At 64.0% G+C, this 20152-nt stretch carries 16 protein-coding genes; 6 read left to right on the top strand and 10 right to left on the bottom strand.

Translation table 11 applies throughout. The annotated features are described in order from the left end of the window. Positions 1–2: 2 nt before the first annotated feature. Entirely contained in the window at positions 3–1136 is a 1134-nt protein-coding gene (locus ACVIGA_RS41020; protein ID WP_456670502.1) for an efflux RND transporter periplasmic adaptor subunit, read from the bottom strand. A gap of 162 nt (positions 1137–1298) precedes the next feature. Between ACVIGA_RS41020 and xth the strand changes: the two genes are divergently transcribed. Further along, positions 1299–2090 carry an exodeoxyribonuclease III gene (gene xth / locus ACVIGA_RS41015; RefSeq protein ID WP_375780918.1) on the top strand — a complete coding sequence of 264 codons (792 nt, stop codon included), beginning with the start codon at positions 1299–1301 and terminating at the stop codon, positions 2088–2090. Between the two features lie 53 nt (positions 2091–2143). On the opposite strand, the gene ACVIGA_RS41010 is transcribed toward xth, so the two are convergent. From ACVIGA_RS41010 to ACVIGA_RS40980, 7 genes are all read right to left on the bottom strand, one after another. Continuing rightward, positions 2144–2980 (bottom strand): tetratricopeptide repeat protein, encoded by an 837-nt coding sequence (locus ACVIGA_RS41010; protein ID WP_375780917.1) that lies wholly within the window; start codon positions 2978–2980, stop codon positions 2144–2146. Next, a complete protein-coding gene (ilvD, locus tag ACVIGA_RS41005) occupies positions 2967–4691 on the bottom strand; it encodes a dihydroxy-acid dehydratase (protein ID WP_456670501.1) in 1725 nt (574 codons plus the stop codon). Before ilvD ends, ACVIGA_RS41010 begins: the two co-directional genes overlap by 14 nt. A 718-nt stretch (positions 4692–5409) precedes the next feature. After that, positions 5410–6993, bottom strand: a complete 1584-nt coding sequence (locus ACVIGA_RS41000; RefSeq protein WP_456670500.1) for a diguanylate cyclase — start codon at positions 6991–6993, stop codon at positions 5410–5412. A gap of 192 nt (positions 6994–7185) precedes the next feature. Further along, positions 7186–8100 carry a hydroxymethylglutaryl-CoA lyase gene (locus ACVIGA_RS40995; RefSeq protein ID WP_456670499.1) on the bottom strand — a complete coding sequence of 305 codons (915 nt, stop codon included), beginning with the start codon at positions 8098–8100 and terminating at the stop codon, positions 7186–7188. Next, positions 8097–10106 (bottom strand): acetyl/propionyl/methylcrotonyl-CoA carboxylase subunit alpha, encoded by a 2010-nt coding sequence (locus tag ACVIGA_RS40990; RefSeq protein WP_456670498.1) that lies wholly within the window; start codon positions 10104–10106, stop codon positions 8097–8099. The genes ACVIGA_RS40995 and ACVIGA_RS40990 overlap by 4 nt, the downstream gene beginning before the upstream one ends. Positions 10107–10108: 2 nt before the next feature. Continuing rightward, positions 10109–11713, bottom strand: a complete 1605-nt coding sequence (locus ACVIGA_RS40985) for a carboxyl transferase domain-containing protein (protein WP_456670497.1) — start codon at positions 11711–11713, stop codon at positions 10109–10111. Positions 11714–11857: 144 nt separating this feature from the next. Beyond that, positions 11858–13030, bottom strand: coding sequence for an isovaleryl-CoA dehydrogenase (locus tag ACVIGA_RS40980; protein WP_456670496.1), 1173 nt, complete (start codon positions 13028–13030; stop codon positions 11858–11860). Positions 13031–13222: 192 nt separating this feature from the next. Between ACVIGA_RS40980 and ACVIGA_RS40975 the strand changes: the two genes are divergently transcribed. Continuing rightward, positions 13223–13876, top strand: coding sequence for a TetR/AcrR family transcriptional regulator (locus tag ACVIGA_RS40975; RefSeq protein WP_456670495.1), 654 nt, complete (start codon positions 13223–13225; stop codon positions 13874–13876). 2 nt (positions 13877–13878) lie between these two features. Beyond that, positions 13879–14376: an Lrp/AsnC family transcriptional regulator gene (locus tag ACVIGA_RS40970; RefSeq protein ID WP_456670994.1), complete on the top strand. Its 498-nt coding sequence runs from the start codon at positions 13879–13881 to the stop codon at positions 14374–14376. A gap of 48 nt (positions 14377–14424) precedes the next feature. Here ACVIGA_RS40970 and ACVIGA_RS40965 read toward each other — a convergent pair whose 3' ends face one another. Then, positions 14425–14730: an ETC complex I subunit gene (locus tag ACVIGA_RS40965; protein ID WP_097672209.1), complete on the bottom strand. Its 306-nt coding sequence runs from the start codon at positions 14728–14730 to the stop codon at positions 14425–14427. Positions 14731–14972: 242 nt separating this feature from the next. On the opposite strand from ACVIGA_RS40965, the gene ACVIGA_RS40960 reads away from it, so the two are divergent. Continuing rightward, on the top strand, positions 14973–16136 hold the full coding sequence (locus ACVIGA_RS40960) for an OpgC domain-containing protein (RefSeq protein WP_456670494.1): 1164 nt from the start codon (positions 14973–14975) through the stop codon (positions 16134–16136). A 9-nt stretch (positions 16137–16145) separates the two neighbouring features. Here ACVIGA_RS40960 and ACVIGA_RS40955 read toward each other — a convergent pair whose 3' ends face one another. After that, the gene (locus ACVIGA_RS40955; protein WP_456670493.1) at positions 16146–17036 is read right to left on the bottom strand and encodes a VOC family protein; all 891 of its coding nucleotides are present in this window, start codon (positions 17034–17036) and stop codon (positions 16146–16148) included. A 266-nt stretch (positions 17037–17302) separates the two neighbouring features. Here ACVIGA_RS40955 and ACVIGA_RS40950 point away from each other — a divergent pair, with 266 nt between their 5' ends. Both ACVIGA_RS40950 and ACVIGA_RS40945 read left to right on the top strand, forming a co-directional pair. After that, complete coding sequence (locus ACVIGA_RS40950) at positions 17303–17710, top strand: hypothetical protein (RefSeq protein WP_456670492.1); 408 nt, start codon at positions 17303–17305, stop codon at positions 17708–17710. Positions 17711–17888: 178 nt separating this feature from the next. Beyond that, positions 17889–20141, top strand: coding sequence for a TOMM precursor leader peptide-binding protein (locus tag ACVIGA_RS40945; protein WP_456670491.1), 2253 nt, complete (start codon positions 17889–17891; stop codon positions 20139–20141). The last annotated feature ends 11 nt before the right edge of the window (positions 20142–20152 follow it).

Here is a 20152-nt window from a genome sequence, read left to right as displayed (position 1 = left end):
GATCAGGCTCCGGCCTTGCGCGCCCGCAGCTCGACCCGCGACCCCTCCGACAGCAGCAACTGGCCGTCGACCACGATGCTTTCATCGCCCGCCAGTCCGTCCGAGATCACCGATGAGCCCTGGAAGGTGCGATCGACCTTGACCGGCCGGACCTTGGCGACGCCGTCCTGGACGACGAAAACGAAATTGCCATTCTGGCTGCGCTGCACTGCGACCGTCGGTACCACGACCGCGTCTTCGTTGCGGATGATCAGCTTGGTCTGCACGATGGTGCCGGGCCACAGCGTCTCGTTCGCATTGTTCATGATGCCGCGCACCGTGACCATGCCGGTGGTCGCGTCGACGGCATTCTCGACCATGGCGACCTTGCCGCTCTCGGAGCGCTGGTGGCCGGGAATGGTCGCGATCACCTTGGGATCGTCCTTCCCCATGGCGTCGCGCAGATCGACCAGCGCACGCTGCGGAATGGCAAAGGTGACATAGACCGGCGCCATCTGGTTGATGACCGCGAGCGGCTGGGTGTCAGCGGGGCGGACGAAGTTCCCGACCTTGACGTTGGCGGCGCTGATCCGCCCCGCGAACGGCGCGCGGATCACGGTGTAGCTCTTCTGGACGCGGAGGTTTTCCAGCGCGAATTGGTCGGCCTTGATGGTGCCGATCAGGACGTCGGACTGGGTTTTTGCGTTGTCGAGGTTGACCTGCGTGGTCGCGCCCTTGCCGACCAGTTCGGTATAGCGGCGGAGGTCGCGCTGCGCGCCCTCGAACTGGGCCTGGTCGCGCGCCAGGACGCCCTCGGCCTGCTCGATCTGGGCGTCGATCTGCCGTGCGTCGAGCATGAACAGCAGGTCGCCCTCATTGACCCTGGCGCCGTCCTCGAAATGCACCGAGACGATGGTGGTTCCCAGCCGCGACTTCAGCGCCACGCTGGAGATCGGCGTGACCTGTCCGATCGCGTCGACATCGACCGGGACCGATCTGCGTTCGGCCTTGGCGAGATCCACCGAGACCACGCGCGGCCGCGCCGTCCCCTGCGAGATGGCGGCACCGCCACCCATCCATGAAGCGCGGGTCATGTAAGCCGCCCCGGCCGCAATGCCGAGAACAGCGACAGTCAGAACCAAATTATGTTTCTTCATAAGTCTTGTACATGCGCCGCCCGCTTCCCTTCAGGGCCGGGACGCTTCGCAACTCCCCCATCGGCAATTGTTACGCCTTGTTTCCGGAGAGGGTTAGCACAGGCGGACCGCCCATGGTATGCCACCTAAGTAAAATCCTGCGGCTTCAATCCGGTCACTTGCATGCGCATCGCTACGTGGAACGTCAATTCGGTCCGGCAACGAATCGAGCTTCTGGTCGCTTGGCTGAAGGAGTGTTCCCCCGACATCGTCTGCCTGCAGGAGATCAAATGCGTCGACGACGCATTCCCCCGGCTTGAGGTCGAGGCGCTCGGATATAATGTCGTCACTCACGGCCAGAAGACCTTCAACGGCGTCGCGCTGCTGTCGAAGCTGCCGTTTGACGAGACCAAGTCGGGCCTCGCCGGCGACGACGAAGATGCCCATGCCCGCTTCCTCGAAGGCGTCGTTACGCTGAAACAGGGCGTGGTGCGGGTCGCGTGCCTTTATCTGCCCAACGGCAACCCCGCGAACACCGACAAATATCCGTACAAGCTCAAATGGATGTCGCGGCTTCTTGAGTACACGCGGGAACGGCTTAAGGCCGAGGAGCCGCTGATTCTGGCCGGCGACTTCAACGTCATTCCGGCGGCCCGCGACGTCTACAATCCGGCCGCCTGGGTCGACGATGCCCTGTTCCGTCCGGCGACCCGCGAAGCCTTCCAGTCGCTGCTCGGCCTCGGCCTGACCGATGCGCTGCGCGCGGTCAACGACGAGCCCGGCCAGTACACCTTCTGGGACTACCAGGCCGGCGCCTGGCAGAAGAACTGGGGCCTGCGGATCGACCATCTGCTGATGTCGCCGCAAGCGAGCGATCGGCTGATCGATGTCGGGATCGACAGCTATGTCCGCGCCTGGGAGAAGCCGTCGGACCACGTCCCGGTCTGGGCCGATCTCGATTTCGAGACAGCTTGAGCCTTGCCAGCCAAGCGACTGCCGGCCGCGGGGGATATCAATCCCGGCGGCCTCTAATCGCGACGACCCTGCACCCAGTGCTCGAGCATCTGCAGCGCCATCGCGCGATCATCTTCGGACGCCTTGGTGATCGCCCGGTTGTAGCTTTCCTTGATCCAGGCCTCGTCGGGCGTGGCGCTGTCACGCGCCAGGGTCAGCCACATCAGGCCACGTGCCCGCTGCGGCGGCAGCCGGTCGCCGTTGAACAGCATCTGGCCAAGCAGCGCCTGCGCCTGATGCTGGCCCTTCTGGGCGGCAAGGCCGAGCCAGCGTGCGCCATAGCGAAAATCGTCCCGCGAGGCATCCGGCGTCTTCAGGTACAGCCGCGCAAGGTCGTACTGGGCGTCGGCATTGCCGAAATAGGACGCGGCATAGGAGAACATCTCCCGCGCCCGCTCAGTGTCCGCCTTCACCTTGGAATTGGGAATGCCGCTCAGATAGTAGCGGCCGAGCGCCACGAAGGCGTTGGCCACGATCGAGGCCTGCGGCGCCGACGGCGAATCCTCGGCATGCGCATTGGCGATCCGGCTGAAATACTCGAAGGCGCGCATGTCATCCTGGATGACGCCGTCGCCCTCGGCGTACATCTTGCCAAGCTTCCACTGCGCGACGGGATGACCGCCCTCGGCCTGGTACTGCAGCGTGCTGAAGGACGAGGTCGGCGAGGTCGCCACAGGAGCAACCGGCGTGGCGGCCCGCTTCAGGGCGCCGGCCGTGCCGGGCTGCGGCGCGACCACAGGAAGAACGGTATCCTGGGGGTTGACCGGGGCGCCGTCGAATCCGAATCCGGGGCCCGCCACCGGGATGGCCCCTAACGCAAACGCAAATATCGCACGCTTAAACGTCCGCATAACACTGTTTCTCGTACGCGCCACCCGGATGGGTGACTGCGCCATCCACCGCCGGCCCCACTTGTTCGGCGTACTTCCACAGCGCACCAGTCGTGTGGTTAGTCGCCCGAGGGGCCCATTTGGTCTTACGATTTGCGAGCTCGGCGTCGCTCAATTTTACGTCAAGTGTGCCGGCGACCGCATCGATCTCGATGATGTCGCCGTCCTGCAATAACCCGATCGGCCCGCCGACGGCCGCTTCAGGTCCAATATGGCCGATGCAGAAGCCACGGGTGGCGCCGGAGAACCGGCCATCGGTGATCAGGGCAATCTTGCCGCCCATCCCCTGCCCGGTCAGCGCCGCCGTGGTCGCCAGCATCTCCCGCATCCCAGGACCGCCCTTCGGCCCCTCGTAGCGGATCACAATCACTTCGCCTTCCTTGTAGGTGCGCTTCTGCACCGCCTCAAAGGCGTCTTCCTCGCGGTCGAAGCACCGGGCCGGACCGGTAAACCTCAGGTTGGACATTCCCGCGACCTTCACGATCGCACCCTCCGGAGCGAGATTACCCTTCAGCCCGACAACGCCACCTGTCACGGTGATCGGATTGTCGGCGGGCCGCACCACGTCCTGGTGCGGATTCCATTTCACGCTTTTGAGGTTTTCGGCGATCGTTCGGCCAGTGACGGTCAGGCAATTCCCGTGCAAGTGGCCATTGTCGAGCAGCGTTTTCATCAGCAGCGGAATGCCGCCAACTTCAAACATGTCTTTGGCAACATAACGGCCGCCCGGCTTCAAATCCGCGACGTAAGGAGTCTTTTTGAAGATTTCGGCAACGTCGAACAAATTGAACTTGATGCCGCACTCATGGGCGATCGCCGGTAGGTGCAGCGCAGCATTGGTCGAACCACCTGAGGCTGCAACCACGGCAGCAGCATTTTCAAGGGCTTCCCGGGTGACGATGTCGCGGGGCCGGATGTTTTTCTCGATCAGCTCCATCACCTTCTCGCCGGCGGCGGAGCAGAAGGCGTCGCGGATCTCGTAAGGCGCCGGAGCTCCGGCCGAATACGGCAGCGCGAGGCCAATCGCCTCGGAGACGGTCGCCATGGTGTTGGCGGTGAACTGGGCGCCGCAGGCGCCGGCCGACGGGCACGCCACCCGCTCGATCTCATCGAGGTCCTCGTCCGACATGGCGCCGACCGAGTGCTTGCCGACCGCCTCGAACATGTCCTGCACGGTGACCGGCTGCCCGCGGAAGTTGCCGGGCAGGATCGAGCCGCCATAGATGAAGATCGACGGCACGTTGAGACGGACCATCGCCATCATCATGCCCGGCAGCGACTTGTCGCAGCCGGCGAGCCCGACCAGCGCATCATAGGAGTGACCGCGGACGGTCAGCTCGACCGAATCGGCGATGCATTCGCGCGACGGCAGCGAGGAGCGCATGCCGTCATGGCCCATCGCGATGCCGTCGGTGACAGTGATGGTGCAGAATTCGCGCGGCGTGCCGCCGGCCGACGCCACGCCCTTCTTCACCGCCTGCGCCTGGCGCATCAGCGAAATGTTGCAGGGAGCAGCTTCATTCCAACATGAAGCAACGCCGACAAAGGGTTGATGAATCTGGGTTGTCGTCAGCCCCATCGCGTAGAGATAGGACCGATGCGGCGCGCGCTGGGGCCCCTCCGTCACGTGACGGCTCGGCAGCCTACCCTTGATGTTCGTCTTGGCGTCCATCGCGACCCTGTTCCCGGCGCTCTTTCCTCCAACAACGCCGGAACCGATCAAAAGTCCCGTCGTCGCGAGCGCTGGCTATTCAGCTAGGTGAATATCCTTTCATGTCAGGGTGTGGCCAAAAAGCGGCGCGACTACGGACTGGCTGTGTTTAGGGTTAAATGTCGATTCACTGTTGCGACGACGCAACAATCGTGGCTCCCGGGCAACCATGTATTATCGGTCCTTATGGGAACCTGACACGCACCTGACCAAATAGCCGTGGAGTTGTCGCATCGCGATCAAACTCGCCCGAGTTGTGAGTCGATTGCTGCCTCTCCTAAACTGACGATCGCGAAGCGCCCCCTCGATCGGGCGAGACGGCCGAACCATACATCGAGCTGCAATTTCTGATAAAGCGAAATATCCCTGCGGGGCTTGCGCCGTTCGGGCAACTCAGATGTATGGCGCGCCACTCCATCTCCTCTCGTCATTCCGGCGCGTGCGAAGCACGAGCCCGGAATCCATTGGGTCACAAAACTGATGGTGAAATGGATTCCGGGCTCTCGCTTCGCGAGCCCTCAGGTGCGCAATTGCGCACCGGGGAATGACAATGGAGGGAGTTGGCAGTTCGTAAGTGTGGAGCAGCGATGCCCATCAATACGCGTCGAGACACAATGGCTATCGCTTCCGCCTCGCTCTTCGAGCTACGGCGGACAAGGCGTGCCACCCTTCCTGCAGTCTACTCAGCCGCCAGCTTCGGCGACGGCGGAAGCGCCCAGCACTCGACGCGATTCCGGCCGCGCTCCTTGGCCTGGTAGAGCGCTGCGTCGGCGGCCTTCATCAGGGCGTCTATCCCGGGCATGCTGGTGATGGCCTCGGCGACGCCGATGCTCACCGTGAATGACACCGGCCGATCGTCCGCCCGCAGCGCCAGCCCTTCCGCCCGCTTGCGAATGCGGTCGGCGACGGTCCGGGCGCGCGACAATGTCGTTTCCGGCAGCAGAACCGCGAACTCCTCGCCTCCGACACGGCCGACGACGTCGGACTTGCGTTTGCCGCGGGTGCAAATCTCGGCGACGGCCTTGATGGCCTCGTCACCGGCCGCGTGCCCGAACCGGTCATTGATGCTCTTGAAGTAATCGATATCGACCATCAGGACGGAGACGGAGCGATAGTAGCGCTGGAACCGGCTCCACTCCGCATCTAGCGTTGTCAGGAATTGCCTGCGGTTGAACAGTCCGGTGAGCGGATCGGTGGTCGCGAGCACTTCGAGCTGTCGCGCGTTACCGACAAGATCGGTGACGTCGACGAAGGTCAGCATCCGGCCGCCGTTCGCCATCGTCGAGCAATGGATCCTGATGTTGCGGCCATCAGGCGTCTGGACGTCGCGCTTGTGATCGCCCGCCTTGATCTCCGCGATCCGCTTCGCCGGAAAGGCTCTGATCTGTTCCGGGGTCGAGCCCGTCGGGACTGCCCGGCGGCTGCGCGTGAGAAGCGTGACGTATTCCGGATGCCGCGCCACCTCCTCCTCGCTCACCTCCCAGAAGTCCCGCATTCTCCGATTGAGAAAAACCACATTGAGATCGCGGTCGAGCAGGACAACGCCGTCCTCCACGTTCTCGAGCGCGCCGGTCAGCACCTTCAACTTGTCCGATGCGCGCACGATGTCGGTCACGGGCGTGTAGCTCACCATCCGGCCGCCGTCGGGCAGCGGCGTGCACTGACATCGAACCACATCACCGTTGCTGCGCCTGAGATCGATCGGGTTTGCGTCGCCGACGCTGACGAGGCGGACGCGTTCGGCAACGTAGGCTTGAAGCTGCTCAGGCGGCAGCTCATAGGCCATGGTCTTGCAGCCGTGATGCATCAGATCGGTGAAGCTGGGATTGCGGTCAGCCACCGCATCCGGAAGCTGCCACATGTTCCGGAACGCGCGGTTGATGAAGAGGGCTTTCAACTCCGAGTCCAACAGCAGGATGCCGACCGGGATCTGATCAAGCGCTGAGCGTAGCGCCAGCATGTGCCCGCGCAGAATATCGCCGCTGCGCCGCTCGGGCATGGCTGATGGCGCAGGAGCGGCAGGCACGGCAGCGGCAGGCGCGGGAGCGGCCTGCTGCGCCTCAAACACCAGGCCGAGTTGGCGGTCCGATTGCCACAGCCGCTTGCATGGCCTCACCTGATTGGTGCCGACAATCAACAGTTGGACCTGGTCGGGAATGCCAACGACGCTTTCGAGTTCCACGGTCGCGCCGGTATCGGTGAGCTGTCGGACCGTGCAATCGAAGGCCGACCGACCGAAATTGAAGACGATCTTTCCGGCCAAAAACGTTCGGCCGCGGGAAGCTGACACCTGTCCGGACATGGCGCACCTGGAGCAATTGCGAGCCCCGTCACCTCAGCATGTTTGAGTCACCAAGCCATGAACGCTTTCGAGGCGTTTTGAGCAGCAGCTGTACGGTGTGCGCCGCAAAAACGGGTTCCATCCCGCTGTTCCTGGAACCCGTGCGGTCGAGGACTACGATCCGCTGAGGCGCTTCTGCTTCGCGTTCAACGCAGAGGCGACGCGGCTGACCGGCGGGCGGCCGAGCAAGCCGGCGACCTCGTTCGTCGTGGCCAGCAACTTCTCCATGTCGATACCGGTTTTCACGCCCATGCCTTCGAGCATGTAGACGACATCCTCGGTCGCGACGTTGCCGGTGGCGCCGGGCGCATAGGGGCAGCCGCCGAGGCCGCCGGCGGCGGAATCGATGACGCGCACGCCCTCCTCCATGCCGGCATAGAGATTGGCGAGCGCCTGGCCGTAGGTGTCGTGGAAGTGCATCGCGAGATTGGCGACCGGCAGCTCGGCGCCGACCGCGCGCAGCATCTCCTTGGCCTTCAGCGGCGTGCCGACACCGATGGTGTCGCCGAGCGAGATCTCGTAGCAGCCGAGATCCCACAGCATCATCGCGAGGTCGGCGACCGCCTTCGGCTTGATCTCGCCGTCGAACGGACAGCCGAGCACGCAGGAGATGTAGCCGCGCACCTTGACGCCATCGGCCTTGGCACGCGCCAGCACCGGCTTGAAGCGCTCGATCGACTCCGCGATCGAGCAATTGATGTTGGCGCGCGAGAACCCTTCGGACGCCGCCGCGAACACCGAGACGACCTGGGCGCCGGCCGCGCGCGCGGCGTCATAGCCCTTCTCGTTCGGCACCAGTACGTGGAATTCGGCATCCTTGATGTGACTGACGCCGCGCAGCACCTGATCGGAGCTTGCCATTTGCGGGATCGCCTTGGGCGACACGAAGGCGCCGACCTCGACGGTGTTGAGCCCTGCCGCCACCAGCGCCTCGATGAAGGCAATACGCGCCTCGACGCTAACCAACGTCTTCTCGTTTTGCAGGCCGTCGCGCGGCCCCATCTCGACGATCTGGATCTGATCGGTCATGACGCGGCCGCAGGCTCGACTTCGGCAAGCTCGACGCCCTCGCCGACGATGTCACCGACCTTGCATTTGAGCTTCTTCAACACACCGGCATAGGGCGCGCGCAGGGTCTGCTCCATCTTCATCACTTCGAGAGTGAGGATCGGCGCGCCCTTCTCCAGCGTCGCGCCCTCCTCGGCCAGCAGCGCGACCACGGTGCCCGGCAACGGTGCCACGATCTTGTCCTCGCCGACCTGCTCCTCGCTCTCGCCGCCGAACGGATCGACCCAGTGCAGGTCGAAGCGGCCGTTACGGGTGCGCAAGTAAAGCTCGTGGCCCTCGATGACGGATGCGACGCGCGACTTGAGGCCGTCGAGCGTCAAGTCGAAGCCATCCTCGCCGGCTGACGCGATGGCAAAGACAAGCTCGCGCCCGCCGACCGACAGCGTCATCGGTCCGTGGCCATAATGAAGCGTAATCGTATGCGGCGGCTCGTGGCCCTGCCGGAACGAAAACACCCGCTGGCGACGCCCGACCGGCATCCAGCCGAAGGCCTGCCAGGGCGAATTCGCCTCGCGCCGCGCCGCCTTCTGCTCGTCGTTGACGATCGCAGCCACCGCCGCGCACAGCTCGAACTCGCCGGCCGCACCGGCGCCTGAAGTCAGGTTCTTCAGCTCGCGCTCGATGAAGCCGGTATCGATCGCGTTGGCGCGGGTCGCCGGATGCGTCACCAGCGCCGACAGGAACGGGATGTTGGTGACGATGCCGCGGACATCGGTCTGTTCCAGCCCGCGATTGAGCTTCTCGATCGCGCCTTCGCGCGTCGGCGCCCAGGCGATCACCTTGGCGAGCATCGCGTCGTAATACGGTGAGACCGTGTCGCCACTGCAATAACCGCTATCGATGCGCAGGCCGTCGCCTTCCGGCGGCGTCCGCCAGGTCTTGATGCGGCCGACCGAGGGCATGAAGTTCTTCTGCGGATTTTCCGCGTAGACACGGGCCTCGACGGCGTGGCCATTGAGCTTGATCTCGTCCTGCTTCAGCGGCATCGCCTCGCCGAAGGCAACGCGCAGCTGCCATTCGACGAGATCGACGCCGGTGATCAGCTCGGTGACGGGATGCTCGACCTGCAGGCGGGTGTTCATCTCGATGAAGAACACATCCTTGCCGTCGGAGACGAACTCGATAGTGCCGGCGCCGACATAGTTGACCGCACCGGCCGCCTTGCGGGCGGCCTCGCAGACCGCCTCGCGCTGCGCGGCGTTCAACGTCGGCGACGGCGCCTCCTCGATCACCTTCTGATGCCGGCGCTGCAGCGTGCATTCGCGCTCCCACAGCGAGAGCAGATTGCCGTGGCTGTCGCCGATGATCTGCACCTCGATGTGGCGCGGGTTCTGCACGTATTTCTCGATCAGCATGCGGTCGTCGCCGAACGCCGCCTTGGCCTCGCGCTTGGCGCTGGTGATCGCGGCCGCAAGCTCCGCCGCCGCATTGACCACGCGCATGCCGCGGCCGCCGCCGCCGGCCGACGCCTTCACCAGCACCGGGAAGCCGATCCGGTTGGCGGCCTCCGCCAGGATCGCCTCGTCCTGCGCCTCACCGTGATAGCCAGGCACCAGCGGCACGCCGGCCTTCTCCATCAGCGCCTTCGATCCGGATTTCGAGCCCATCGCGGTCATCATCGCGGCGGTCGGGCCGACGAACACCAGGCCGGCATCAAGGCAAGCTTGTGCGAATTCGGCGTTCTCCGACAGGAAGCCGTAGCCGGGATGCACCGCCTCGGCGCCGGTTTGCTTTGCGGCCGTGATCACGCGCTCGATGTTGAGATAGCTGTCGCGCGCCCGTGCGGGCCCGAGCAGCACCGCCTCGTCGGCAAGCGCGACATGCATCGCGTCGCGGTCGGCCTCGGAATAGACCGCGACAGTGCGCAGCCCCATGGCGCGCGCCGAGCGGATGACGCGGCAGGCGATCTCGCCGCGGTTGGCGATCAGAAGCGTGCGGAAACGCCGGTAGAGTTTTGAGCGGTCCATGATCACATCCTGAACAGGCCGAATTTCGTCGGCTCGATCGGCGCATTGGCCGCGGCCGACAGGCCGAGCCCGAGCACCAGGCGGGTGTCGGCGGGATCGATCACGCCGTCGTCCCAGAGCCGCGCCGTGGCGTAATAGGGATTGCCCTGCTTCTCGTATTGCGCGCGGATCGGCTCGCGGAATTTGTCTTCCTCCTCCGCCGACCAGCTCTCACCCTTGGCCTCGATGCCGTCGCGCCGCACTTGACTGAGCACCATCGAGGCCTGCTCGCCGCCCATCACGGAGATGCGGGCGTTCGGCCACAGCCAGAGGAAGCGCGGGCTGTAGGCGCGGCCGCACATGCCGTAATTGCCGGCGCCGTAGGAGCCGCCGATCACGACGGTGAATTTCGGCACGCCGGCGGTCGCAACCGCCGTTACCAGCTTGGCGCCGTCGCGCGCGATGCCGCCCGCCTCATATTTCTTGCCGACCATGAAGCCGGTGATGTTCTGCAGGAACACTAGGGGAATGCCGCGCTGGCAGCACAGCTCGATGAAATGCGCGCCCTTCAGCGAGCTCTCGCTGAACAGGATGCCGTTGTTGGCGATGATGCCGACCGGATAGCCCCAGATATGGGCGAAGCCGCAGATCAGCGTGGTGCCGTAGAGCTTCTTGAATTCGTCGAACTCGGAGCCGTCGACGATCCGCGCGATGATGTCGTGCACGTCGAACGGCTTGCGGCCGTCGGCGGAGACCACGCCGTAGATCTCCTCGGCCGGAAACAGCGGTTCCTGCGGCGTCTTCATGTTGAGCGGCGCCTTCGTGGGCTGCTTCAGCGTGCCGACGATGCGCCGTGCGATCCCGATCGCGTGCGCATCGTTCTGCGCGTAATGGTCGGTCACGCCCGACTGCCGGGAGTGGACGTCGGCGCCGCCGAGCTCTTCGGCGGTGACGACCTCGCCGGTCGCAGCCTTCACCAGCGGCGGGCCGCCGAGGAAGATCGTGCCTTGATTTCGCACGATGATGCTCTCGTCCGACATCGCCGGCACATAGGCGCCGCCCGCGGTGCAGGAGCCCATCACGATCGCGATCTGCGGGATGCCCTGCGACGACATCTGCGCCTGATTGTAGAAGATGCGGCCGAAATGCCGCTCGTCGGGAAAGATCTCGTCCTGCAACGGCAGGAAGGCGCCGCCGGAATCCACCATATAGACGCAGGGCAGATTGTTCTGCCGCGCGATGTCCTGGGCGCGCAGATGCTTCTTCACCGTCAGCGGGTAGTAGGTGCCACCCTTGATGGTGGCGTCGTTGGCGACGATGATGCATTCCCGCCCTGAGATGCGCCCGACGCCGGTGATGACGCTCGCCGAATGGACGTCACCGCCGTAGAGCCCGTTGGCGGCGAGCGGCGACAGTTCGAGGAATGCGGTGCCGGGGTCGACAAGGAGATCGACGCGATCGCGCGCCAGCATCTTGCCGCGCGAGGTGTGCCGCTTGCGCGAGGTCTCGCCGCCGCCGCCGGCTACCTGCTTGAGCTTGTCGCGGAGCTCCGCGACCAGGCTGCGCATCACGTCGGCATTGCGGGCGAATTCAGAGGATGTGGGATCGATCGTCGAATGAAGCGGCATCGCTGTTGCACGTTTCGTTGGAGTATCGGTTGGGTTTACGAATGTAGCTCATCGCACGAGGGTGAGCTCAACTGTCACCGTTAATGCGGTGACAGCCCCTCACCCCAACCCTCTCCCCGCAAGAGCGGGGCGAGGGAGAAGATTCTATGCTGTCTTGGCGAACAGCTCGCGGCCGATCAGCATGCGGCGGATCTCGCTGGTGCCGGCGCCGATCTCGTAGAGTTTTGCATCGCGCAACAGCCGGCCGGTGGGATAATCGTTGATGTAGCCGTTGCCGCCCAGGAGCTGGATCGCATCCAGCGCGCATTGGGTGGCCTTCTCGGCGGCATAGAGGATGGCGCCGGCGGCGTCCTCGCGCGTGGTCTCGCCGCGGTCGCAGGCCTTCGCCACCGCGTAAACATAGGCGCGCGAGGCGTTCATCGTGGTGTACATGTCAGCGATCTTGCCCTGCACCAGCTGGAACGAGCCGATCGGCTCGCCGAACTGCTTGCGCTCGTGGACGTAGGGAAGCACGACGTCCATGCAGGCCTGCATGATGCCGATCGGTCCCGCCGCCAGCACCGCGCGCTCATAGTCGAGACCACTCATCAGCACGTTGACGCCACGGCCGACCTCACTCAGCACGTTCTCCTCCGGCACCTCGCAATCCTCGAACACCAGTTCGCAAGTGTCGGAGCCGCGCATGCCGAGCTTGTCGAGCTTCTGCGCGGTGGAGAATCCCTTCATGCCCTTCTCGATGATGAAGGCGGTGATGCCGCGCGGGCCGGCATTGGCATCGGTCCTGGCGTAGACCACCAGTGTCTCGGCGTGGGGACCGTTGGTGATCCACATCTTGCTGCCGTTGAGCACGAAGCGGTCGCCCTTCTTCTCGGCGCGGGTTTTCATCGAGACCACGTCGGAGCCGGCGGAGGGCTCCGACATCGCCAGCGATCCGACATGCTCGCCGGAGATCAGCTTGGGCAGATATTTGCGCTTCTGCGCTTCGTTGCCGTTGCGGCGGATCTGGTTGACGCAGAGGTTGGAATGCGCGCCGTAGGCCAGTCCGATCGACGCCGAAGCGCGCGAGATCTCCTCGACCGCGATGCAATGCTCGAGGTAGCCGAGGCCCGAGCCGCCATACTCCTCCTCGACCGTGATGCCGTGCAGCCCGAGTGCGCCGATCTTCGGCCAGAGGTCGCGCGGAAAAGTGTTGGAGCGATCGATCTCGGCGGCGCGCGGCGCGATCTCGTTGGTCGAGAAATCATGCACTGTCTCGCGGATCGCATCCGCGGTCTCGCCAAGGTCGAAATTGAAGATTGCCGCCTGGTTCGAGGCCATGATCCCTCCCATGAGATTCATCCTGCAATTAAACGATCATACGTTTTTTTCTTGGCTTCGCAAGCAACCGTGCTATGGTTTGCATATGAAATCCGCAGTTCATTGAATTTACTGGGATTTCATGCGATATACATACGGTCGTTTGCTTGTTTCCGGCACCCCCTGGCAAGCCAACATCCCTCCGAGGCCCTGATGGCACGCACGATCGGCTCACACGGCCCCACGACGCTGGAGGCGATCCGCAAGGCCGGCGTGCGCCTGATCTTCGAGCGCGGCTACGAGGCGATGAGCCTGCGCCAGCTCGCCGCCGAGGTCGGCATCCAGGCAGGCTCACTCTACAACCATATCTCAACCAAGCAGGACCTGCTGTTCGATCTGGTGCAGGAGCATATCAACGATTTGCTGCGCGAGCTCGATCTCGCGCTGGAGGGCAAGGCCGATCCGGTCGAGAAGCTGCGTGCCTTCGTCACCTTCCACGTCAGCTATCACATGACCCGCAAACGCGAGGTCTTCATCGCCAATTCCGAGCTGCGCAGCCTCGATGCCAAGAACTACGACATCGTAGTGGCGTTGCGCGGGGCCTATGAGCAGCGGCTGGCGCAGATCCTCACCGACGGGGTATCGGACGGCGTGTTCGAGGTCGGCGATATCCAGGTCGCGACCTTCGCCATCATCGCGCTGCTGACGGGTCTTTGCACCTGGTACCGCCCCGGCGGCCGGCTGACCCGCGATGCCATCATCGCGGCACATGAGAAGCTGGTGCTGTCGGGCGTCGCACCGCAGGCCGCGCTCGGTCGGGTCGGCAGCGGCAGCAAGAGCCCACGCACTGCGGTAGCGGGCTCGTGACTGTGACAGAACGCCCACAGCTCGATGACATCGATTTGCGGATCCTGTCCGAATTGCAGCGGGACGGCCGGATCAGGATCAATGAGCTTGCCGAGCGGGTCGGCATCACTGCTCCGCCCTGCCTGCGCCGGGTCCGTGCCTTGCGCAGCCGCGGCGTGGTGCAGGCGATCCGCGCCACGCTCGACGAGCGGCTCTTGGGCTATGAGGTGACGACCTTCGTCCTGATCCAGCTCGACAGCCAGAACCTGGTTGCGATCGAGGCGTTCGAGGCCGCGGTGGCGGGCGTGCCGCGCTTCCTGCAATGCTGGCGGATCTCGGGCGATGCCGATTTCATGCTGAGATGCGTCGCGCCGAGCGTCGACGACATGCGTCAGCAGCTGCTGCAGTTTGCCGGCCTGCCCAACGTGCGTAAAATTCGAAGCTTTCCGGTGCTCGGCGTCTCCAAGGACGCGCCGCTGCCGATCCCGGGCGCCCTCTCCGCGCCCATCTCCGCGAGCTGATCGCGGGCTCAGCCCGGTCTGGTGGGCCCGACCTTAATGGGTCCAGCCCTAATGGGTCCACGGCTCCCAGCGGCGGAACGCGAAATTGTCGGCATAGGCGACCTGCCGGTGCGCCGAATCCTTCGGCTCGATCACCTGGTAGGCGATGCCCTTGCGCTCGCAATAGGCGACCGCCTCCTCCTTGGTCTCGAACTGCAGCGTGAGCTGCTGCTTCATGTCGGTCGACGAGGTCCAGCCCATCAAGGGCTCCACGGTGCGCGGCTGCTCCGGCTCGTAATCCAGCTGCCACTCTTTGGTCTTGGCACGTCCCGATTGCATCGCGTTTTTGGCGGGCTTAAAAATGCGTGCGGTCATGGATGGTCGGCCCCGTGGGATGTGCGATATGGAAGCGATTTGAAGGAAGCCGCCGGGATAGTATAGAGACACCGTTCAACCATCTGATCGGTGATTCCTCGATCTCGGAGGGAGCCTTCGCCGGACCGGTATAGTCATTCTACCGCGCTGTGACAATCTGGCCCCGGGAGGCTTCCCTTTGGAGTCCCTTGGGCCCGCGGCGCGGCCTTCTCGACAGCATCATCTCGAGGAAGCGGCGCCCCATGGAAATCCACGCTCACCTGCCCGAAAAAGGACGTGACCTCCGGCTCGACCTGTTTCGCGGGATCGCGAACTGGGCGATCTATCTCGATCACATCCCCGACAATATCGTGAACTGGATCACGACGCGGAACTACGGCTTCAGCGATGCCGCGGACCTGTTCGTCTTCATCTCCGGCTACACCGCATCCTTCGTCTATGCCCGCATGATGCTGGAGCGCGGCTTCATCGTCGGCGCCACCAGGCTGACCAAGCGGGTCTGGCAGCTCTATGTCGCCCACATCATCCTGTTCGTGATCTACATCGCCTCGATCAGCTACCTGGCGCTACGCTTCGGCGATTCCGAGATCATCAACGAGTTCAACGTCGCGGGCCTCGTCGACAACGCCACCGAGACGCTGCGCCAGGGCCTGTTCCTGAAGTTCAAGCCGGTCAATCTCGACGTGCTGCCGCTCTACATCGTGCTGATGGGCCTGTTCCCGCCGGTGCTGTGGTTCATGCTGCGGCAGCCGAACTGGACCATGATCGCCTCGCTCGCGCTGTGGCTGGTGTCGCGGCACATGGGCTGGAACCTGCCCGCCTACCCGGCCGGGACCTGGTACTTCAATCCGTACGCCTGGCAGGTGCTGTTCGTGTTCGGCTCGTGGTGCGCGATGGGCGGCGCGCGCGCGAACATGCACATCATCAATTCGCGCTACACGCTGTGGTTCTGCGTCGCCTACATGATCTTCGGCCTGATCATGACGATGGCAGGCCGCTTCCCGGACTTCGGCGCGATGTTCCCGGACTGGCTGTATTCGACCTTCAACCCGAACGACAAGACCAACCTCGCGCCCTACCGCTTCCTGCACTTCGTGGTGATCACGGTGCTGGTGATCCGCTTCGTCCCGAAGGACTGGTCGGCGCTGGAGTGGAAGGTGTTCGATCCGGTGATCGTCTGCGGCCAGCAATCGCTCGCGGTGTTCTGCGTCGGTGTGTTCCTGTCCTTTGTCGGACATTTCGAGCTCTCGATGAGCTCGGGCTCGCTGTTCGCGCAGATCTTCGTCAGCATCTCCGGCATCGCGATCATGACGATCGTGGCCTATTACATCTCGTGGTCGAAGCGGCAGGACAAGCCGATCAAGCCGCCGGCGCCGAAACCCGCGGCACCGGTAAAGGCCGGGTGACAATGCTCCTCATTTGCCCGGCCGTCGCCCTTTGCCACCCGGCTGGCCGTCTCGCCACCTGCCCTTTGAAGTGACTCCATCCCAGGTGGTGGTCCAGCGATACTCGGCCGCCGGCGCCTTCGCGATGCTATCGGAGCTGCGCGCCCCCTCCAGGGCAAACGTGGCGCCCTGCGGGTCGAGGCAGCGAACGATCCAGCTTCCGTTCGGCAGCTCCAGCGGCCCCTCATAGACTCGTCCGCCACCGGCCCTGACGAGCTCGATGGCTGCGTCGACGTCGTCGACGTTGAAATAGTAGAGCCAGAACGCAATAGGTTCGAGCGGACGCTTGTTGAAGATTCCACCGATGGTCTGCCCACCGGCAGAGAACGGTTGGTAGGACTCGGCGCCGGCGACGTCGTTGTCGCCCTGTCGCCAGCCGAAAACCTCGCTGTAGAAGGCAAAAGCCTTCCGCCAGTCGGCAGCCAGCAGTTCATGCCAGCCGACCCGCCCAGGGGCATCAATGCCCTCGACCGCGGGCTGAGCGATCCTTGATCCGCTCAGCAATCCGAACGTCGCCCGCTGCGGGTCGGCGACGATCGAGATACGGCCGATATTGGTGCCGGTCGGCGGCACGTAGACCGCGCCACCACGTTCTTGCATTCGGCGGACGGCAAGATCGACGTCGTCAACACCGACATAACCAATCCATCGCGGGGCTGCGCCCTGGCGTATGCCCTCTTCGGGCAACTCCATCAGGCCGCTTCGGGCAAGCTCGCCCGACATGAACAATTTGTAAGAAATCCCGGATGTAGAGGCATCCTTCGTCACCCAGCCGAGGACGCTGCCGTAAAAGGCACTCGCTCCTCCCACGTCCGTGGTCAGCAGCTCATACCAAGCGAAGCTCGCAGCATCATCGGCCATGCCGATCCCTCGCGTCGGCGTCCAGACAACCGCAGTGCAGCATGCAAATTCCCACATCGTCAACGATCACGCCTGAGCGACAGGGCAGGCCAATAATCGCGTTCATCAAGATGAACCTGGGAACGAAGATGAACGACAGTACTTGATGCACGCCAGCGTCTCCTCGCGAGAGTGTGCACGCAGCGCGTCTTGCATGCGGCTGCGACAATTTGTACAACTGCGCGAGAGTTGAATTCGACAACACGTCAAGAATGGAGGATGCGAGCATGCCACGAGTGAAGCAAGCCCCCAAGAGCAAGCGTGTGACCAGCAAGCGTATGACCAAGGCCGCTGTGCCCGCTTTGGGGGCAGCCGGATTGACTTTCTCGCTGGTGGGGGGGGCATCCGCATCCGCCGTTCCGGCAGCAGACGTGCCGCAGATTCAGAAGTACGGACCGACGCAAGCCATCACACTCGGCGAAGAAGAAATCGCCGACGTCAGCCTGGCGACGTTCCACCTGTTCGACAAGGAAGACGTCGGAGCCGGCGTCCAGGTGGCGTGGCGCGGATGCGGCGGCTGCCGAGGTTGCCGTGGCTGTCGCGGTTGCCGTGGCTGTCGTGCCTGCCGCTGCGGTGGCTGCGCAGGTTGCGGTGGCGGCTGCTGCCTGTCGTGGGGCGCCTGCCGCGTCTGCTAGTCGAAATCGCGTTGACACACATCGATCGTCATGGCCGGGTCCGACACACGTCGACCCGGCCAAATCATATTGTCTCCGTATCGTTGAGCGGCTCGCTCCGGACAACGGCGCGGAGGTGTCGAGGCCGCGGCCTCGTCCGCTTCAATAGTCGACCCGCAAGCTGCACAGGAACGATTCTTTGCCAGGAAAATCCACCCAGCACGCCAACAAGGACGTTCTGCAGTTCGCACCGAATTTCACGGCCTACGTGCTGCCTCCGGATGTCGTCTGCCTCTATTCCGAAGATCGAAAGTTCTTTCTCCATGGCGAGCTCTATTGCACGCTGGCGTCGGCAATCGGTGCAAATGGATGCAGTGTCGCCAAGCTCACGGACACGCTCGGGCGGAAGTTTCCGTCCGACAAGATCAATGAAGCCATCAAGCGACTGCTCGACCGTCGCTATGTGATCGCGAAGTCGCCGGGTCCCGGGACGGCCGCGACGGGGCTTTGGGCAAGCCTGGGCCTTCCCGGCGCCATCGCCGAACAAAACCTTCACAACTGCCGCGTTCGACTTGAGACGATCGACGTCAAGGGCGCGGCCGAATTGAGCGAGGCACTGCAGGAGCTGGGCGTCCGCGTCGTCAAGACATCGCCCGACCTCACGGTCACGTTGGTGAACGACTATCTCGATCGGCGGCTCGCCGAACGCAACCTGCAGCACGTGTCCGACGGATCGGCCTGGTTGCTGGTGCAGCCTTCCGGCGTGTTTCCCCTGGTCGGCCCCATGTTCAGCCCGGGCGAGACCGCGTGCTGGACCTGCCTGTACGACCGGATGATCCGCAACCGCGAGGTCAAGGGCTTCCTGGATCGCGGCGGAGCGCGGGCGGTCGCGGTGTCTCCGCTCGCCCAGCACACCGTTGGACAGAGCGCCATCCACTTTGCCGCGGTAGAAGTCGCCAAGGCGATCGCGAGCGGCTTCCGTACCGATCTGCGCAATCACATCGTCAGTCTCGATTTGCTGGGCTCGACCATTGCAAGGCACTACGTGGCAGCCCGCCCGCAATGCCCAACCTGCGGCAACAAGAAACTGCAAAACCCGCGGCGGTCACCACAGCCGATCGAATTGGGACCCGGCGCCAAGCTGGTCATGACCAGTGGCGGGTATCGCGCCGTCTCGTCCCGCACCACGGTGGCGCGGTTCAAGAAGCATGTCAGCCCCCTCACCGGCGTGGTGACGCGGCTCGAGCGGATCGACGTCGATCTGCCGATGAACACCAATTTCTACGCCCAACATAACTTCTCCGCGCCGGCGCAGAACGTGGATCAGCTACGCGCCGGGCTGAGCGGCGGCAGTTTCGGCAAGGGCAGCACGGCCGAGCAAGGCGAGGCCAGCGCGCTGATGGAAGCGATCGAACGATATTCGGGTATTTTCCAGGGTGACGAGATCCGGGCCCGAAAGCGCTTCGCCGACTTCTCCCCCGGCGACGCAATCCGTCCCAACGACATCCTGCTCTTCAGCGACGCGCAGTACAGCGGCAGCGCCGTGCCGGATCCCGACGATTCACACCACACCCAGCCCGCCCCCGAGCCGTTTGATCCGTCCGCGAAAATCGAATGGTCACCCGTCTGGTCGTTGCGCGACAAGCGGTTCAGGCAGATTCCGACCAGCCTGCTGTATTTCTTCTACGAAGGTCCGGCCGCCTTCGCCGCTGATTCCAACGGCTGCGCTGCCGGCAATACCCGCGAGGAAGCCATCGTGCAGGGCTTCCTCGAATTGATGGAGCGCGACGCCTATGCGATCTGGTGGTACAACCGGTCGCAACGCGCCGCGGTCGATCTGAACCAGTTCGACGATTCCTACGTCCGCGATCTGAAGACCCAACTCGAGGAAACGGGCCGGCGGCTCTGGGTGCTGGATATCACCAGCGATCTCGGCGTCCCGACCTATGTCGCGATCGTGCACTGGATGCAGAACGGTCAGGAAAATATCGAGTTCGGCTCGGGCGCTCACTTCGATCCGCGCATCGCGCTGCTGCGGTCGTTGACCGAGTTGAATCAGTTCCTCTCCATCGGCCTGATGGGTGGTGGCAGCGGCGAGAAGCCGAGCCTCGATGGCGTCAATCCGCTGCGGCTCGACGAATATCCGTTCCTGATTCCAAGTGCCAATCCCGTCATCCCGCCGGCCGCCGCGGCCGACGTGCCGCTCGACAACGCCCGTGCACAGGTGGATGCCTGCGTTGATATCGCGGCCCGCGCCGGTCTCGACTTCCTTGTTCTCGACCAGACGCGACCGGACGTCGAGGTTCCGGTGGTCCGGGTCATCGTTCCCGGGATGCGCCATTTCTATCGCCGCTTCGCGCCGGGGCGGCTCTACGATGTGCCCGTCAAGCTCGGATTGCGCGATCGGCCATCGCTGGAAAGCGAGTTGACGCCATTTCTTCCGCACACTTGAGGTGATACCGG

Source organism: Bradyrhizobium sp. USDA 3240, from assembly GCF_054063295.1.
The sequence above is the reverse complement of the archived record's forward strand: the minus strand, read 5'-3'. Positions and strand labels throughout refer to the sequence as shown.

Coding starts and splice junctions, on each gene's coding strand:
- ACVIGA_RS41020 (WP_456670502.1), bottom strand. CDS start 1,136: ATGAAGAAACATAATTTGGTTCTGACTGTCGCTGTTCTCGGCATTGCG.
- xth (WP_375780918.1), top strand. CDS start 1,299: ATGCGCATCGCTACGTGGAACGTCAATTCGGTCCGGCAACGAATCGAG.
- ACVIGA_RS41010 (WP_375780917.1), bottom strand. CDS start 2,980: ATGCGGACGTTTAAGCGTGCGATATTTGCGTTTGCGTTAGGGGCCATC.
- ilvD (WP_456670501.1), bottom strand. CDS start 4,691: ATGGACGCCAAGACGAACATCAAGGGTAGGCTGCCGAGCCGTCACGTG.
- ACVIGA_RS40995 (WP_456670499.1), bottom strand. CDS start 8,100: ATGACCGATCAGATCCAGATCGTCGAGATGGGGCCGCGCGACGGCCTG.
- ACVIGA_RS40990 (WP_456670498.1), bottom strand. CDS start 10,106: ATGGACCGCTCAAAACTCTACCGGCGTTTCCGCACGCTTCTGATCGCC.
- ACVIGA_RS40985 (WP_456670497.1), bottom strand. CDS start 11,713: ATGCCGCTTCATTCGACGATCGATCCCACATCCTCTGAATTCGCCCGC.
- ACVIGA_RS40980 (WP_456670496.1), bottom strand. CDS start 13,030: ATGGCCTCGAACCAGGCGGCAATCTTCAATTTCGACCTTGGCGAGACC.
- ACVIGA_RS40975 (WP_456670495.1), top strand. CDS start 13,223: ATGGCACGCACGATCGGCTCACACGGCCCCACGACGCTGGAGGCGATC.
- ACVIGA_RS40965 (WP_097672209.1), bottom strand. CDS start 14,730: ATGACCGCACGCATTTTTAAGCCCGCCAAAAACGCGATGCAATCGGGA.
- ACVIGA_RS40960 (WP_456670494.1), top strand. CDS start 14,973: ATGGAAATCCACGCTCACCTGCCCGAAAAAGGACGTGACCTCCGGCTC.
- ACVIGA_RS40955 (WP_456670493.1), bottom strand. CDS start 17,036: ATGGCCGATGATGCTGCGAGCTTCGCTTGGTATGAGCTGCTGACCACG.
- ACVIGA_RS40950 (WP_456670492.1), top strand. CDS start 17,303: ATGCCACGAGTGAAGCAAGCCCCCAAGAGCAAGCGTGTGACCAGCAAG.